Consider the following 15,714-nt stretch of genomic DNA (forward strand, 5'->3'; position numbering starts at 1 on the left):
CGATGAAAACCCTGGCGGCTGGCTACCGATGGGCCAGACTGTCTACACCACGCGAAGCCAGATGCCCCATGTGCCGAGGGTTGTAGATGATCGAGCGTTGCTTTCGCCACGCCTTGCTGTCGTTGCTGTGCGCGCTGCTGCCCGCGGTTACAGGCGCGCAGGAGGCCTGCCAGCGCCTGACGGCCACCGGTAACCCCGAATACCCCCCTTATTTGTGGCGCGACCCCCATGATCCTCACCAGTTGATCGGTGCCAATGCCGACCTGCTCAAATACTTGGGCAAGCAACTTGGGCTGGAGATCGAAGTGGTTTACGGGGGGCCGTGGTCTCGTGCCCAGGAGCAAGTGCGCACCGGCCGTATCGACCTGCTTGCCGGGTATTTTCTGACCCAGGCACGGCAGCAGCTGATGGACTTCATAAGCCCGGCCTTCCTGCACACGCCCAGCGTGGTCTGGGTACGCCAGCAAGGGGCCTTTGCCTACCATCAATGGGCTGACCTGCAAGGCCGCAAAGGCGGGACCCTGGTCAATAACAGCCACGGCCAGCAGTTCGATGACTATGCCAAGGCCAACCTCACGCTCGAAGCGGTGCCCAGTGCCAAGCAGGCTTTCGAGAAGCTGCTGCTCAAGCGCAGCGACTACGTGGTGTTCGAGCACTATCCAGGCATGGCGTTAGCGCAGACGCTGGGCATGCAAGACAGCCTGCAGGTGCTGGACCCGCCGGTGTCCAGCGAAGGCTTGTACCTGGCGCTGTCGCATCAATCACCGTGCAACCAGCCGCAGTTGCGCGAAGACCTGGCACGGGAGATGAAAGCGATCGTTTCCGGCGCATTGCCAGAACAGTTGTTGCGCCAGAACCTGGAGCGCTGGCATCAACAGCACACAGCAGCCATTGTTCAATGACCCATCGGTAAACCGAGGGCCTGAGGGACATCCACGTCCAGCACCACCCCGGCATCGTCAACGGCGACCGTGATACAGGCGTGCGGGTTGTCCAGAATGACCTGCCGGCCGCCCTGATCACCTTGCAGGTGCGCCAGCGCCGGCCAGAACGCACGGCCGAAAATCACCGGATGCCCGCGCTGACCCTGGTACTGCGGCAACACGATGTGTGCTGCGCTTGCTTGCCGGCAAAGTGTTTGCAAGCTGCCAGGTGCGATCCATGGCATATCCGCCAACAGCACCGCCACCGCCTGGGCCTGTGTCTGCAGCAGCGCCGTCACCCCGGCCGCGAGGCTGGCGCCCATGCCAAGCGCTGCCTGCTCGGCCCGCACGATATGGGCCCGCGGGTCGATACCCAGGTGCTGCGCATCGTCACCCGGCCGTAGCACGACGTGCACTTCTGCGAAATGATCGAATGCGCGCGCCAATGCCGTCGCCAGCAGGGTGTGCCCGGAGGGCAGGCGTGCCAGGCGTTTGTCGCTGCCAAAGCGCTGCGCACGCCCGGCCGCCAGCACCAGCGCGGTGCAGATCACAGGTTGTGCTGGCACGCCTCGGCCTCCCGGGCAAGCTTGGCCTTGGTCACGTTGACTGCCCCAGGCAGGCTCACGTCATTCTTGGCCGCGAGCATCTCGGCCATGACGCTGACGGCGATTTCGGCCGGGGTCTTGCTGCCGATGTAGATGCCGATAGGGCCGTGCAGGCGCTTGAGGGTGGCTTCGGTTTCGCCAAAGTGTTCGATCAGGCGCTCGCGTCGCAACTGGCTGTTGCGCCTGGACCCGATCGCGCCGATGTAGAACGCCGGGCTGTGCAGCGCCTCGAGCAAGGCCAGGTCGTCCAGTTTGGGGTCGTGGCTGACGGCAACGATGGCGCTACGCAGGTCGGGGGCGAAGGCACGCACCACATCGTCCGGCATGCCGGCCAGTTTCGAGACGCCCGCGACGCCCCAGCCGGCCATGTATTCAGGCCGGGGGTCGCACACCGAAACGTTGAAGCCATTGAACAGCGCCATGGTCGCCAGGTACTCGGCCAGCGCGCCGGCGCCGATCAGCAGCACGCGGTAGCCAGGGCCGAGGGTGCTGAGCATGCGCTGGCCATCGAAGCTGAACTGCTCGGGCGTGTTGCTGGCCATGAGCGCGGCTTCGCCGCTGTGCAAGTCCAGTTCACGGCGCACCAGGCTGCCGCTGTCGAGGCAGGCCAGCAGTTGTTCGAGGTGTTCTGCCGAAGGTTCGAACTCGAGGACCAGTTGCAGGGTGCCGCCACAGGGCAAGCCGAACCGGTGAGCGTCCTCGGCGCTGACACCGTAGCGCACCACCTCGGGCAGCCCGGTCTGCATACCTGGGCCACCGTAGGCAGTGGTGTAGCGGTGGATGAGGTCATCCTCGATGCAGCCACCGGACACGCTACCGACCACGCGACCGTCGCTGCGCAGCGCCATCATCGAACCGACCGGGCGAGGGGACGAGCCCCAGGTGCGGGCCACAGTGGCCAGCAAGACGCGCTCGCCGCTGGCAAGCCAGTCGCGGGCGGTGCGCAGGACCAGCAGGTCGATGCTTTCCATCATCTTTCTCCAAAGCGTAATGCTTGTGCCGGTTTCATCGCATGTGCAACACAATCGGGCTGCTGCTGGCCGGGTCTGTGTGCCCGCGCAACGTGCCCACGGCCTGCACACCCACTGCACCACCGTGGTTACCCCAGGCGCCGCGCACGAAGCTCAATACTTCGGCAATTTCCCGGTCGCTCAGCTGTTCACGGAAGGCCGGCATGCGGTAGGCATCGGGCAGCCCGGCAGCGACGATGCGCTGCGAGCCATTGAGGGTGATGTTGATCGCCGACGCGCTTTCCTTGGCCAAGGCCGACGTGGCCCCGGCCAACGGCGGCATCCACTCGGCCTGGCCCTTGCCGTCCAGGCCGTGGCATGACGCGCAACGGGTCACGTAAGTATGCGCCCCAGGGTTATCGAGCTTCGCGGCTACCGATTCAGCCTGGTACTGCCACGGCGTGCCGTCACGCTGTGGATCGCCGGGCAGCGATTTCAGATAGCGGCCGATCGCCGCCAGGTCATCGTCACTCATGAATTGCGTTGAGTTGTTGAACGCCTCGGTCATCGAGCCATAGACCACGGCATGCTGGTTGCGCCCGGTCTTGAGGAACTGCACGATTTCCGCTTCGCTCCAGCGGCCAAGGCCGGTGTTGTGGTCGGCGCGCAGGCTTGGTGCGTACCAGCCATCGAGCAGCGCACCGGCCAGGAAGGGTTTGCCACTTTCATCCAGGGCTTTCTCGTTGAAGGCCAGGCCACGTGGGGTATGGCAGCTGCCACAGTGCCCTGGGCCTTGAACGATGTAGGCGCCGCGGTTCCACAGGGCGTCCTGATCAGGCTTGGCGGCATACGGTGTGTTGGCGGCGAACAGCCCATTCCACAGGGCGATGGGCCAGCGCATGTTCAGCGGCCAGGGAATGTCACTGGCGAGGTTCGCCTGCTGGGCAGGTTGCACGCCCTTCATGAAGAACGCGTACAGGGCCCGCACATCGTCATCGCTGAGCTTGGCGTAGGAAGGGTACGGCATCGCCGGGTACAGCCGCCGGCCACCGGGGGCCACGCCGTGGCGTACGGCGCGGTCGAAGTCGGCAAGGCTGTAGTGACCGATGCCGGTGTCGCGGTCGGGGGTGACGTTGGTGGCGTGTATCGCCCCCAGTGGCGTGGCCATCTCCAACCCGCCGGCGAACGGTTTGCTGCCGGGCAGGCTGTGGCAGGCCACGCAGTCACTCAGCCGGGCCACATACTCGCCGCGGCTGACCAGTGCAGGGTCGAAACGGGCAGCCTGCTCGGCCTCGAAAGGTGACGCGGGGTCACGGGTGACGTACCAGGCCAGCAGGCCTGCCGCGACCAGGCACGGCAGCGCCAGCCAGCCGGCGGTTCTTGCGAATCGGCTGTGGGTCATGGGCGTTCCTTGTGCTGTCAGGTGAAGGTGTAGCGGCTTAGCGGAATGCTGCGGATGCGCTGGCCGGTAAGCCGCGCCACCGCGTTGGCCACCGCTGGCGCAACGGCAGGTAGCGGCGGTTCGCCGATGCCGCCCATCTTCGCGCCGCTTTCGACGATGCGCACATGCACCCGTGCCATGCGCGAAGGCGGCAGGATGGGGTACAGGTCGTAGTTGCGCCCGCGGGGCTGGCCGTCGATGTACACCGCCTCTTCCAGCAGCGTCTGCGACAGGCCCAAGGCCACGGCGCCGTTGACCTGGGCCTCGATGATCGCCGGGTTGACGATGCTGCCCGGGTCGATCGCCTGCCAGATGTCGTGCACCTTGACCTGGCCATTTTCGATCGAGACTTCGGCGATCACCGCCGCTTCCGAGCCGAACGGCGAGGCCATCGCCACGCCGCGCGCCCGCTTGCTGCCGTCCTCGGCAGTGAACGGCCCGCGCTTCCAGCCGCCAGACAGTTCACCTACCGCGTGCAGCAGGTTGGTCAGGCGCTGATTGTCACGCAGCAGGTGCAGGCGCAGCTCATAGGGGTCCTTGCCACCCTTGTCGGCCAGCTCGTCGAGGAACGCTTCGTAGAAGAAGTCGTTCAGCGAATTGCCCACCGAGCGCCAGTAGCCGAGCATGACCGGGCCTTTGACGTAGATCTGGGCGATGCGTTTGTTGGCGATGGCGTACGCTTTACCCGACAGCCCTTCGAGGGCGGTGGGGTCTATCTTGTCCCCTTGCTTGCCGGCCAGTGCCTCGGTCGGGCCTTCGGTGGCGCTCACCGCTTCTATGGCCACGGGCAGCCCATCGGCGTTCAGCGCGGCGCGGAACTTGACCACCGCCAGTGGGCGCAACACGTCGCGCAGAAACTCTTCCTCACGGCTCCAGATCAGCTTGACCGGGCGGCCGACCGCTTTGGCCAGGGCGATGGCCTGAGGGTAAGGGTTTGCCGAGTCGTAGAGAAAGTGCCGGCCAAAAAAGCCGCCGAGCAAGGGCGAGTGCAGGGTGATGCGCGCAGCGTCCAGGCCGGTGCGCTTGGCGATGTCGTCGCGGAACATGTCCGGAGCCTGGTTGGGTAGCCAGACCTCCAGCGAGCCGTCGGGGTTGAAGCGGGCCAGGGCCGAAGGTGGTTCAAGCTGGGCGTGGTTGAGGTACTGGTTGTGGTAGGTGGCCTCGACCTTTGTTTTGGCGTTGGCCAGCACCCCAGCCACATCGCCTTCGTTCTCTTCGTCGCGGGCCGGGCCTTGCTCGCTGGCCAAGCGCTCCCGGTAGGCGTCGCTGGAAAAATCCGCCGGCATCGGCCGTAGCGGGGAATCACTGCCGGGTTCTTGCCAGTCCACCTGGATGGCCTCGACCGCGCGCTTGGCATGCCACCAGCGCTCGGCGACCACCGCCACCGCGCCCGGCAATTGATGCACCGAGTGCACGCCTTTCATGGCCTTTACCTGCGCTTCGTTGCGCAGGCTGCCCACCGTCATGCCCAGGCGGGGGGCATGCTGCACGGCGGCGTGCAGCATGCCGTCGAGCTTGATGTCGATGGTGTACAAGGCTTTGCCGGTGGATTTGTCATAGGCGTCGACCCGGCGTACCGGCTTGCCGATCCAGCGAAACTGGCCGGGGTCGCGCAGCTGTACGCTGGCCGGATCTGGCACGGGCAGATCAAGGGCGCGTTCGGCCAGTTCACCGTAGGGCAGTGAACGGCCAGATGCGGCGTGCACCACCTTGCCAGGCTCGGTGGACAGTTCGCCGAGCGGCACCCCCAGTTGTTCGGCAGCGGCCTGCAGCAACATGGCCCGGGCCAGCGCGCCGAGGCGGCGCATGGTCGGGTAGCTCATGCGCACCGACATGCTGCCGCCGGTGATGCGCATGCCGTTTTCCATCACCACATAGGCCTCGCCGGGCGGCGCGCTGTCGACCAGGAACGTGGCAGGGTCGGCATCCAGCTCTTCGCCAACGATCTGCGCCATGGCGGTGTAGGTGCCCTGGCCGCCTTCCATGAACGGGCAGAGCAGGCGTACGGTGCTGTCCGGGCGGATTTCGAGGAAAGCCGGGACCTGGGTGCCGCGCTCCTGGGCAGCAGCGGTGGCGGCCTGGGCCCTGGCCGAACCCAGCGGCAGGCCAAAGCCGAGCACCAGGGCACCGGCGGCGGCACCGGCCGAAGCCAGCAGGAAGCGGCGGCGCGACAGGTTGACCGGCGCGCCCAAGGGCCCAAGCGGGCTATCGACAGGCGTGTTCATCAGGCACCCTCCTGCTGCGCGGCAAGGTCGTGCACGGCCGCATGGATGGCGTTGTAGGTGCCACAGCGGCACAGGTTGACCATGGCCGCATCGATCTGCGCGTCGCTGGGGTTGGGCGTGTGCTTGAGCAGCGCGGTGGCCGCCATCACCTGGCCCGACTGGCAGTAGCCGCACTGCGCCACCTGGTGTTCGACCCAGGCTGCGACCACGCGCTTGCCGATGCTGTCGGCCTCGATCGCCTCGATGGTGGTCACCTCACGCCCGACCACGCCTGCCACCGGGGTCACGCAGGCGCGCACCACGCTGCCGTCCACCAGCACCGAGCAGGCGCCGCACTGGGCCAGGCCGCAGCCATACTTGGTGCCGGTCAGCCCGAGGTCGTCACGGATCACCCACAGCAGCGGCGTGTCAGCGTCGGCTTCGACCTCATAGGTCTTCTGGTTGATGCGTAGTTCCATGGTTCACCTGCCCGTCATCGGTTTGCTGTCGCGTCGTTGTCTTGAGCGGGGGGTACGTTGCCCCCAGTGCAGAAACGCTAGCACAGCGCGGCGGCCGGTGAGCCGGCGCTGCCGGGAGGTCAGGAGGATCAGGCAAGTAATCCGGCGAAATGCGCAAGGCCGGCGTTGCGCCAGGCAAACAGGACTTCCAGGCGAAAAACCCTGATAATGCCGGCCAATTTCGTTTTGCACGCTTAAATCACGGTAATCCCGCATGGAAATCAAGGTCAATTTTCTCGACAATCTCCGCCTCGAAGCCAAATTCGACGACTTCACGGTGATCGCCGACCAACCGATCCGTTACAAAGGCGACGGTTCGGCCCCAGGGCCGTTCGACTATTTCCTGGCGTCTTCGGCGTTGTGCGCGGCTTACTTCGTGAAGCTGTACTGCCAGACCCGCGATATCCCCACCGAAAACATTCGCCTGTCGCAGAACAACATCGTCGACCCGGAAAACCGCTACAACCAGATCTTCAAGATCCAGGTCGAGTTGCCCGAAGACATCTCCGAGAAGGACCGCCAGGGCATCCTGCGCTCCATCGACCGTTGCACGGTGAAGAAGGTGGTGCAGACTGGGCCTGAATTCGTCATCGAAGTGGTCGACAACCTGGATGCTGATGCCCAAGGGCTGTTGATGCCGGTGTCGGACACCACCACCTACATCCCGGGCAAGGACCTGCCGCTGGAGCAGACCATCGCCAACATGTCGGCGATCCTGGCCGGGTTGGGGATGAAGATCGAGATCGCTTCGTGGCGCAATATCGTGCCCAACGTATGGTCGCTGCATGTGCGCGATGCGCAGTCGCCGATGTGCTTCACCAATGGCAAGGGCTCGACCAAGGAGGCCGCGCTGGCCTCGGCGCTGGGTGAGTTCATCGAGCGTTTGAACTGCAACTTCTTCTACAATGACCAATTCTGGGGCGAAGAGATCGCCAACGCTGCGTTCGTGCACTACCCGAACGAGCAGTGGTTCAAGCCTGGGCCAAAGGATGCGCTGCCCAGCGAGATCCTCGACGCGAACTGCCTGGACATCTACAACCCCGACGGCGAACTGCGCGGCTCGCACCTGTACGACACCAACTCGGGCAATACCGCGCGGGGCATCTGCTCGTTGCCGTTCGTGCGCCAGTCGGACCAAGAGGTGGTGTATTTCCCGTCCAACCTGATCGAGAACCTGTTCCTCAGCAATGGCATGAGCGCTGGCAATACCCTGGCCGAAGCGCAAGTGCAGTGCCTGTCGGAAATCTTCGAGCGGGCAGTGAAGCGCGAAATCCTCGAAGGCGAGCTGTGCCTGCCGGATGTACCGCAGGAGGTGCTGGCCAAGTACCCGGGCATCGTTGCCGGCATCCAGGGGCTGGAAGAGCAAGGCTTCCCGGTGCTGGTCAAGGATGCGTCGCTGGGCGGTGAGTTCCCGGTGATGTGCGTGACCTTGATGAACCCGCGTACCGGTGGCGTGTTCGCCTCGTTCGGCGCGCACCCGAGCCTTGAAGTGGCGCTGGAACGCAGCCTCACCGAGTTGCTCCAGGGCCGCAGCTTCGAGGGCCTGAACGACCTGCCGCAGCCAACCTTCGAAAGCCACGCGCTGACCGAGCCGAACAACTTCGTCGAACACTTCATCGACTCAAGCGGCGTGGTGTCATGGCGTTTCTTCAGTGCCAAGGCCGATTTCGAGTTCGTCGAGTGGGACTTCTCCGGCCACGGCGAAGACTCCAACGTGCAGGAAGCCGCGACCCTGTTCGGCATTCTTGAAGACCTGGGCAAAGAGGCGTACATGGCGGTGTACGACAACCTGGGTGCCACTGCGTGCCGCATCCTGGTGCCGGGCTACTCGGAGATCTACCCGGTAGAGGACCTGATCTGGGACAACACCAACCGGGCCTTGTCGTTCCGCGCCGACATCCTCAACCTGCACAGCCTGGACAACCGCTCGCTCAAATTGCTGCTCAAGCGCCTGGACAACTGCGATGTGGATGACTACACGACCATCACCACGCTGATCGGTGTCGAGTTCGACGACAACACGGTGTGGGGCCAGTTGACCATTCTTGAGCTGAAACTGCTGATCTGCCTGGCTGTGCAGCGCTTTGAAGAGGCCAAGGAGCTGGTCGAGGCGTTCCTGCAGTTCAACGACAACACCGTCGAGCGCGGCCTGTTCTACCAGGCCTTGAATGTGGTGCTGGAAGTGGTGCTGGACGATGAACTGGAGATGGAAGACTACGAAACCAACTTCCGCCGCATGTTCGGCAACCCGCGAATGGACGCGGTGCTGGGCTCGGTAGACGGTAGCGTGCGGTTCCATGGCCTGACGCCGACCAGCATGAAGCTGGAAGGCCTGGATCGGCATTTGCGTTTGATCGAGAGCTACAAGAAGCTGCATGCCGCTCGGGCGAAGTTTGCCTGAGGCGGTTTAGCTCTTGAGTGTTTCAGCGCCTGGTAGATCGAGCGCCGCGCGGGCGGCGCTCGATCTACCAGGCGCCGCAAGCCTCAAACCACACGCCTCAGTTCTTGCACTTCGCCATCACCACCTGGCAAGTCCTGGGTGTGCCCCCCGATCGCCCCGCGTAGCGAACGCAGTTATTCAGCGACTTCTGCCGGGCAATACTCAAGGTATTGCCCCAGGCCAGGCCGCCTTCGCCGGTGCTGGGCACGGCCTTGGCGAAGCAGTTGGAGCCGACGGTGGTGGCTGCGTAGCGGGCCTTGCTGTTTTTGCTGGAGCAGCCCGAGGCCAGGCCCAGGCCGAGGATGAGCAGCGTGTTCAGTGCCCAGAGCGCACCCGTGCGCCCCCAGTTGTTGCTCATGCCGATCTCCTCGTTGAAAAATGCCGCACAGAAACACCGTGGCGGTTCTTGTCAGGATATTTCATTCAAGCGAAACGGTGAACTATCGCGCTGTAGAGACGCTCCTTTGCTAAGCGCACCCCGCGCACGCCTGATGGCTTCAGCCATCAGCCAAGGGTCACTGAACGATAAGGAGGCGCCGTGACCGCATCAGAGCAAACCCTCTACCGCTGCACGCCAGGCCCGTTGCACGCCATGCTGCTGGCCGGCAGTGTTCCGTTGTTTTTTGGCGCGCTGCTGAGCGATATCGCCTACTTCAACAGCTTCCAGATCCAGTGGAGCAACTTCGCTGCCTGGCTGATCGCCGGTGGCCTGCTGTGCTGTGGGCTGGCGCTGCTGTTCGCGTTGGTCAACCTGGTCCGCGCCGAGCACAAGGGTGGGCGTGCAACCCTGTACTTCGTACTGTTGCTGGCCACCTGGGTGCTGGGGCTGGTCAATGCCTTCGAACATGCCAAGGACGCCTGGGCGGTAATGCCCTCGGGCTTGGTGTTGTCGGTGATCGTGACCGCGCTTGCAGCTGTGGCCGCGTGGACCGGGCTGAGCAACCTGCGTTCGGGAGGTGTGGCATGAAGCCTTTGCATGCATTGAGCCTGTTGAGCGTGGCGGTATTGCTGAGCGCGTGTGGCGGGGAAGGGGAGCCTACCCAGGCCCATGGCCCCGACCCGAAGTTGCCGGAGCCACAGCGCGGGCTGCTGCCGAGCATGAAAATCGCCGAGCCGGTGGCCTGGGGTGAACAGAAACCCACCGTGCCCGAAGGCTTCAGCGTCACGGCGATCGCCACCGGCCTGAAGATCCCCCGCCAGAGCCTGGTGCTGCCCAATGGCGATATCCTCGTGGCCGAGGGCCGCGGTGGCAGCGCAGCGAAACTCAAGCCCAAGGATGTGATCGCCAGCCAGATCAAGGCCAAGGGCAATACCCAGGTCAAAGGCGGCAATCGCCTGACCCTGCTGCGGGACGCCGACGGCGATGGCACCTACGAGCTGCAGACGGTGTTCGCGGAAAACCTCAATGCACCCTATGGCCTGGCGTTTGCCGACGGCAAGCTGTACGTGGCCAACCAGGATGCGCTGGTGCGTTTCGACTACCAGGACGGCCAGACCAAGGCCAGTGCTGCGCCGACCAAGGTCACCGACCTGCCGGCCGAGATCAACCACCACTGGACCAAGGCGCTGACCGCAAGCCCTGATGGTCGTTTCCTGTATGTCGGCATTGGTTCGAACAGCAACATCACCGAGCGCGGCCTTGAAGTGGAGATCGATCGGGCCATGGTCTGGCAGGTCGATGCCCAGACCGGCGCGCACCGGCCCTACGCGACCGGCCTGCGCAACCCGACGGCCTTGGCTGTCCAGCCACAGACCGGGCAGGTGTGGGCGGTGGTCAACGAGCGCGACGAACTCGGCCCCGACCTGGTGCCGGACTACCTCACGTCAGTGCGCGAAGGCGGCTTCTATGGCTGGCCCTACAGCTACTGGGGGCAGAACGTCGATGAGCGGGTCAGGCCGCAGAACCCGGACAAGGTAGCGGCGGCGATCAAGCCGGATTACAGCCTGGGTTCGCATGTGGCCGCCTTAGGTGTCGACTTCTCTATTCCGGCCATGGGCGAGCGCTTCGCCGACGGTGTGTTCGTGGGGCAGCACGGCAGCTGGAACCGGCCGAACCCGGTGGGCTACAAGGTGGTGTTCGTGCCGTTCAGCAATGGCAAGCCGGCAGGCGAGCCGGTCGACTTCGCCACAGGCTTTCGCGGTGAGGATGGCAAGACCCGTGGGCGGCCAGTGGGGGTCACGGTCGACCCGCGTGGCGCCTTGATCATCGCCGACGACCTGGCCAACACCGTCTGGCGGGTGACTCGCAACCGCTAAGCGCAACGGGCGCCCTTGCATCGCCGCACGGGCGCCCGACAGTGTCTATGCTTGTTGGCGCGTGAGTATTTCACGCACCAACCCGGAAACGATTACAGGGAAGCATGCCTATGAAACCTATCAGTTCACTCGCTCGCGCTGTGGCAATCGCCTCGCTGGTCTTCGCTGGCAGCTTCACAGCCCAGGCCGCCGACGTGCCGATTGGCAGTGAAGCGCTTGAAAGCCATGTCACCACCCAGGTCCAGGCCATCGACCTGGAGAAGCGCCTGGTCACGGTGCAGGGGGCCAACGACAAGCCTGTGACCTTCCAGTTGACGGAAAAGGCCAAGGCGCTGCCCAACCTCAAAGTCGGTGACACGGTCGACATCTACGTGACCCGCGCGGTGGCCTATGTGCTCAACACCGATGTGGGCGGTGCGCCGAAGGTCAGTGATGAGTCCGGCACCATTCGCGCCACCGAAAACAACCCGAACCCGGGCGGCGAGGCGTTCCGCCAGGTCAGGGTCACCTCGCAGATCAAGAAGATCGACCTCAAGCAGCATGAAGTGAGCCTGCTGCCGCCAGAGGGCAAGCTGCAGGTGGTCAAGGTCGAGAACCCCGACCTGCAGGCGCGGATGAAAAACCTCAAGGTGGGCCAGACGGTCGATGCCATCTACACCGAAGTGCTGAGGGTCGAGACGTCGCGTTGACGGCGGCCGCTTAGGGGGATTCAGCGCGTCAGGCTGCGTGTGGCCCGTTGCTGGATGCGTCGCGAGGCCTTGCAGGCCGGTGGATGGCGCTCGAACAGGTCGAGTACCCAGTCTGGTCGGGTTTTGCTGGCGTCATTGAGCCAGTTGGCTACCGAGTCCTGGGGGTATTTCTCGCTTTCCGCCAGGTGCGGCACCAGCAGCGCTTCGGCGGCCTCCGGCGCCTGCTTGAGGGCCGTTATGTGTTCGCACCAGACGCCGCGGGGGCGCAGCACTTCGATGCAGAACCGACGTTCCAGCGGGTCTTCGCTACTGGCCTGCCTGCCGAGCAATGCGAGGGCCGCAGGGAGGTCCTCGCTGAGGCGCGGTCGCAAGGCGATCCAGGCCCATTCGCGCACACCGAAGTGCGGGTCTCTGGCGAAGCGCAGTTGGGCCGCCAGGGCCGCCTGCAGGTCAAGGCTGACGGTGAGGTGCGCCTGCGCGAAGGCCGCCCAGCTGCGCACCGTATCCGAAGGGTGGGCACCGCAGTGTTCGAACACCTGCTGGCTAATCGCAACGGGGGCTTGTTGCAACCATTGGCCAAGGGCCAGGCCGATGCCCGCGATTTTTTTCGACAGCCCCAAGGGCTGTTTTTCCTTGGTTGCCTGAACCAGGCATTCACCTACGGCAGGCGGCAGTTGCTGTGCGACGGCCGTTGCCAGGGCAAGTTGGTCGACTGCCAGGCATTCTGCAAGGTTGCGGGTCGGTATCAGGCCGTGGTCCAGTTGCGTCTTGCGTTCATCGCTCATCGAATGTGTTCCATCACAAAAGGGGAAATACACCTGCGGCCCACAGCGTGTGGGCGCGCAAGGCCAGCATCCTAGCTCAACGGGTTGGTTCTGGGGCTGCCCTGTATCACGGTCCGGTCTCCCGCCATCCATCGCGCGAATAATTCGCGTGCATATTTTCGATTTCCATGGTCCTGGCAAATGTCCGGATCATGACCCTCTAACTACCGATATTGAGGGCGTCATGTACAGCAAAACCCTGCTTTTCATCGTTGTCCCGGTTGCCATGGCCTTTCTCGCGGGTGCGCTGCTGCCGTTTCAGGCGGCTGGCAACGCGGCGGTTGGCCGGGCCTTGGGGCATTGGTTGTGGGGGGCATTCACCTCACTTGCGGTGAGTTCGCTGGTGGTGATCGCAGCGCTGCTGATCCTCCGGGTACCCGCACCAGACGTAAGCAAGGCCCTGCAAGGGCCCTGGTGGTTATGGATCGGCGGCGTGCTGGGTGCCATTTACGTGGCCGGCGCGGCCGCACTTACGCCGAAACTGGGCGCAGCGGGTTTTCTTGCGCTGGTGGTGGCAGGGCAGATCCTGATGGCGGTAATTGCTGACCATTTCGGGGTGATGGGGTTGGGTGGCAAGCCGATCAGCCTGGTCAGGCTGGCCGGGGTGGTGCTGATTTTGTGCGGGGTATTCATGGTGCAGGGCAACTGGGCGACAAGCGCTGCGGCCAAGCCGCCAGCGCTCAATCAGTCAGAAGGCTGATCAAGCGGCTGACTGCAAGCCCACACGGCTTCGCGCAGCCAGCGGTGCCCGGGGTCGCTGTCTTTGCGCTGATGCCAGGCCTGTTGATAGGCAAATGAGGGAATGGCCAGTGGCGGTTCAAACCGGCGCAACGCTGTGTGCTGGCGCAATGAACCGACCGCACGGCTGGCCACTGTGAGAATCAGGTCGGTGCCGGCAAGTACCTCCAGCGCCGCGCTCCAGTGCGGCAGCGCCAGGGCAATGCGCCGTTGCAGGCCTCGGGCGGCCAGCGCGCGTTCGATTTCATCGTGGGCATCCGGGCGCATAGCTATCAACACATGGGGCCGCGCAAGCCACTCGGCCAACGTCAGGCCCCCGCTGGCGGGCAACACCTGGCAGTCAGCGACGCTGGTGAAGCTTTCCTCGAACAGTGGCTGTGCGGTGATGTCCTGCGGCAGGTCGGGGAATATGCCCAAGGCCAGGTCGAGTTCGCCATCGAGCAGCTGAGCCAACATGGTTTCACGGCTGGCCTGGCTGATCGCCAGGTCTACGCCTGGGGCGACCTGGCGCACGTGGCGAACCAGCGCGGGCAGGATGATGCGCGACGAATAGTCGGACAGTGACAAGCGGAAGCGGCGCTGGGCCTGGGCCGGGTCGAACAGGGGGGCGGCCAGCAGCGCATTGAGGTTGCCCAAGGCGTCTTGCAGCGGCTTGGCCAGCGACTGCGCACGTGCGGTCAGCGCCATGTGGCCGTTCTGGCGGATTAGCAACGGGTCGTCGAAATGCCTGCGTAGTTGTGCCAATGCATGACTCACTGCCGGCTGGCTGCGATGCAGACGAAGGGCGGCGCGGGTCACGTGCTTCTCGGTCAGCAGCGCATGCAAGGCCAGGAGCAGGTTGAGGTCGATCTTGCGCAGTTCATCCATGGGGCGAATAGTCGAGGCTGGCCGAGAGGGGTTTGATCAGCCTAACAGATGTCCAGGCGCTGGACGCCGGTCACAGCGTCTAGCGGCTGCGGCCGACGGCGCGGCTTGATAGTTCGGACAGGATCCGTATTCAATGTTTTACTTAAAGTATCTACTCTAAGTTTATGAAAAATAATATTTTATCTTCTTGCCACAGCATGCTGCACGCATTGCTCGTAGTAGGTCTGCTTGATCGCCGCCGGCTTCAACCGCGATCGGCTGTTGTAGGTCTGCTCGGTAATGCCGAAGGCGGTCATGCGCATCCACGGTTTGGCGAACCTGCGCACCTGCAGCTTCTTGCGCGTGGCATACAGGGTTACCCCCGCTAACTTGGCCTGCTGAGCTTCTGCGGCAATCTGCGCGCCCCAGCCACAGGTGTGGCGATCATTCTGGCTCAGCGCCTTGGCCTGGGCGCCGAAGGCGGCCGTGGCCAGCAGGCAGCCGGCCATCGTTGCTAGAAGTACTCGCATGTTGCTGTCCTAAGCATCTGAAGGAGAAGGGAGTTTGCCTTCGCTTCAAGCCACTGGGGGCCAGCAATTTGCCGTCAGATTGCGGCCATGCGCAGCGCGTTGGCTGGCGGGCGCAAGCTGGCCCAGGCCAGGCCAGCCACCCAGATCACCGATATGCCGTAGTTCAGGCGCTGGTACAGGCCGAACAGATGGCCGCTCTGCGCCGCCTGCCCCATCAGCACGACGGTGGCGATCGCCAGCACCACGCACGCCAGGGAGAACAGCGCCAACGTTCGCGAACCGGCAAGCCGCTTGCCCAGCCATGCCCACAGGGCACTGGCCAGGGTCAATGAAAGAAACATCAGCAGGCCCGAGAGGTTGTGCAGTTGCTGTGACAGCGAGGGCTGCGCCGGTGCGCAGCCCTGGTCGCAGGGGAACCAGCCAGTGCCCAGGCTGCCCAGGCCATGCAGCAGCACCAGAACGGCGCTGACCCGTGCCAGGGTCGACCCCTGCCAGCGACGGGCCAGGCCCCAGGCGAACAGGGCGAACAGCACGGCCAGGGGGAAGTTGCTGACCCGTGGCGACCAGAGCTGGGTGGGTGAACCCTCGGCGCCGAGTTGGCTCATGGCCTGTTGCAGGTGGTCGTAACCTGGGTAAGCCTGGGCGGTCAGCCAGACGCCGGCCAGCAGCCAGAGGGGGATCAGCAGGCCAGTGGCGAGCAGAAGACGGTCGAGGGGTTTCATGCTGTTGTTTCCTTCCATGGATGAGTGA

At 64.3% G+C, this 15,714-nt stretch carries 16 protein-coding genes; 6 read left to right on the forward strand and 10 right to left on the reverse strand.

All coding sequences use genetic code 11. The features are described from left to right. Positions 1–86 precede the first annotated feature (86 nt). A complete protein-coding gene (locus HU770_RS09720) occupies positions 87–902 on the forward strand; it encodes a transporter substrate-binding domain-containing protein (RefSeq protein ID WP_186663551.1) in 816 nt (271 codons plus the stop codon). Here HU770_RS09720 and HU770_RS09725 read toward each other — a convergent pair. The 5 genes from HU770_RS09725 to HU770_RS09745 are packed head-to-tail and all read right to left on the reverse strand — an operon-like array spanning position 896 to position 6,602. Beyond that, a complete protein-coding gene (locus HU770_RS09725) occupies positions 896–1,489 on the reverse strand; it encodes a nucleotidyltransferase family protein (RefSeq protein ID WP_258714744.1) in 594 nt (197 codons plus the stop codon). The genes HU770_RS09720 and HU770_RS09725 overlap by 7 nt on opposite strands. After that, positions 1,471–2,499 carry an XdhC family protein gene (locus tag HU770_RS09730; RefSeq protein WP_186663552.1) on the reverse strand — a complete coding sequence of 343 codons (1,029 nt, stop codon included), beginning with the start codon at positions 2,497–2,499 and terminating at the stop codon, positions 1,471–1,473. Before HU770_RS09730 ends, HU770_RS09725 begins: the two co-directional genes overlap by 19 nt. Positions 2,500–2,533: 34 nt before the next feature. Further along, entirely contained in the window at positions 2,534–3,880 is a 1,347-nt protein-coding gene (locus HU770_RS09735; RefSeq protein WP_186663553.1) for a cytochrome c, read from the reverse strand. 17 nt (positions 3,881–3,897) lie between these two features. After that, positions 3,898–6,144, reverse strand: coding sequence for a xanthine dehydrogenase family protein molybdopterin-binding subunit (locus HU770_RS09740; RefSeq protein WP_186663554.1), 2,247 nt, complete (start codon positions 6,142–6,144; stop codon positions 3,898–3,900). Continuing rightward, complete coding sequence (locus tag HU770_RS09745; protein ID WP_186663555.1) at positions 6,144–6,602, reverse strand: (2Fe-2S)-binding protein; 459 nt, start codon at positions 6,600–6,602, stop codon at positions 6,144–6,146. The genes HU770_RS09740 and HU770_RS09745 overlap by 1 nt, the downstream gene beginning before the upstream one ends. A gap of 253 nt (positions 6,603–6,855) precedes the next feature. On the opposite strand from HU770_RS09745, the gene HU770_RS09750 reads away from it, so the two are divergent. After that, a complete protein-coding gene (locus HU770_RS09750; RefSeq protein WP_033697372.1) occupies positions 6,856–9,042 on the forward strand; it encodes an OsmC domain/YcaO domain-containing protein in 2,187 nt (728 codons plus the stop codon). Positions 9,043–9,139: 97 nt separating this feature from the next. On the opposite strand, the gene HU770_RS09755 is transcribed toward HU770_RS09750, so the two are convergent. Next, positions 9,140–9,439, reverse strand: a complete 300-nt coding sequence (locus tag HU770_RS09755) for a hypothetical protein (RefSeq protein WP_186659518.1) — start codon at positions 9,437–9,439, stop codon at positions 9,140–9,142. Between the two features lie 234 nt (positions 9,440–9,673). Here HU770_RS09755 and HU770_RS09760 point away from each other — a divergent pair, with 234 nt between their 5' ends. The 3 genes from HU770_RS09760 (at position 9,674) to HU770_RS09770 (ending at position 12,026) form a co-directional block, all read left to right on the forward strand. Continuing rightward, positions 9,674–10,048: a DUF2231 domain-containing protein gene (locus tag HU770_RS09760; RefSeq protein ID WP_186663663.1), complete on the forward strand. Its 375-nt coding sequence runs from the start codon at positions 9,674–9,676 to the stop codon at positions 10,046–10,048. Continuing rightward, on the forward strand, positions 10,045–11,337 hold the full coding sequence (locus HU770_RS09765) for a sorbosone dehydrogenase family protein (RefSeq protein WP_186659521.1): 1,293 nt from the start codon (positions 10,045–10,047) through the stop codon (positions 11,335–11,337). The genes HU770_RS09760 and HU770_RS09765 overlap by 4 nt, the downstream gene beginning before the upstream one ends. Positions 11,338–11,447: 110 nt before the next feature. After that, positions 11,448–12,026, forward strand: a complete 579-nt coding sequence (locus HU770_RS09770; RefSeq protein WP_033697378.1) for a hypothetical protein — start codon at positions 11,448–11,450, stop codon at positions 12,024–12,026. A 20-nt stretch (positions 12,027–12,046) separates the two neighbouring features. On the opposite strand, the gene HU770_RS09775 is transcribed toward HU770_RS09770, so the two are convergent. Then, a complete protein-coding gene (locus tag HU770_RS09775) occupies positions 12,047–12,811 on the reverse strand; it encodes a DNA alkylation repair protein (RefSeq protein WP_186659525.1) in 765 nt (254 codons plus the stop codon). A 223-nt stretch (positions 12,812–13,034) separates the two neighbouring features. On the opposite strand from HU770_RS09775, the gene HU770_RS09780 reads away from it, so the two are divergent. Further along, the gene (locus HU770_RS09780) at positions 13,035–13,550 is read left to right on the forward strand and encodes a DMT family transporter (RefSeq protein ID WP_186659527.1); all 516 of its coding nucleotides are present in this window, start codon (positions 13,035–13,037) and stop codon (positions 13,548–13,550) included. On the opposite strand, the gene HU770_RS09785 is transcribed toward HU770_RS09780, so the two are convergent. The 3 genes from HU770_RS09785 to HU770_RS09795 all read right to left on the reverse strand — a co-directional run bounded on the left by HU770_RS09785 (position 13,535) and on the right by HU770_RS09795 (position 15,686). After that, a complete protein-coding gene (locus HU770_RS09785; RefSeq protein ID WP_186663556.1) occupies positions 13,535–14,455 on the reverse strand; it encodes a LysR family transcriptional regulator in 921 nt (306 codons plus the stop codon). The genes HU770_RS09780 and HU770_RS09785 overlap by 16 nt on opposite strands. Positions 14,456–14,634: 179 nt before the next feature. After that, the gene (locus HU770_RS09790; protein WP_186659532.1) at positions 14,635–14,964 is read right to left on the reverse strand and encodes a hypothetical protein; all 330 of its coding nucleotides are present in this window, start codon (positions 14,962–14,964) and stop codon (positions 14,635–14,637) included. A 74-nt stretch (positions 14,965–15,038) separates the two neighbouring features. Continuing rightward, positions 15,039–15,686, reverse strand: coding sequence for a DUF998 domain-containing protein (locus HU770_RS09795; protein ID WP_186659534.1), 648 nt, complete (start codon positions 15,684–15,686; stop codon positions 15,039–15,041). Between the last annotated feature and the right edge of the window lie 28 nt (positions 15,687–15,714).

The sequence above is a fragment of the Pseudomonas sp. SWRI68 genome (genome assembly GCF_014269165.1).
GTDB classification, from domain to species: Bacteria; Pseudomonadota; Gammaproteobacteria; order Pseudomonadales; family Pseudomonadaceae; genus Aquipseudomonas; species Aquipseudomonas capeferrum.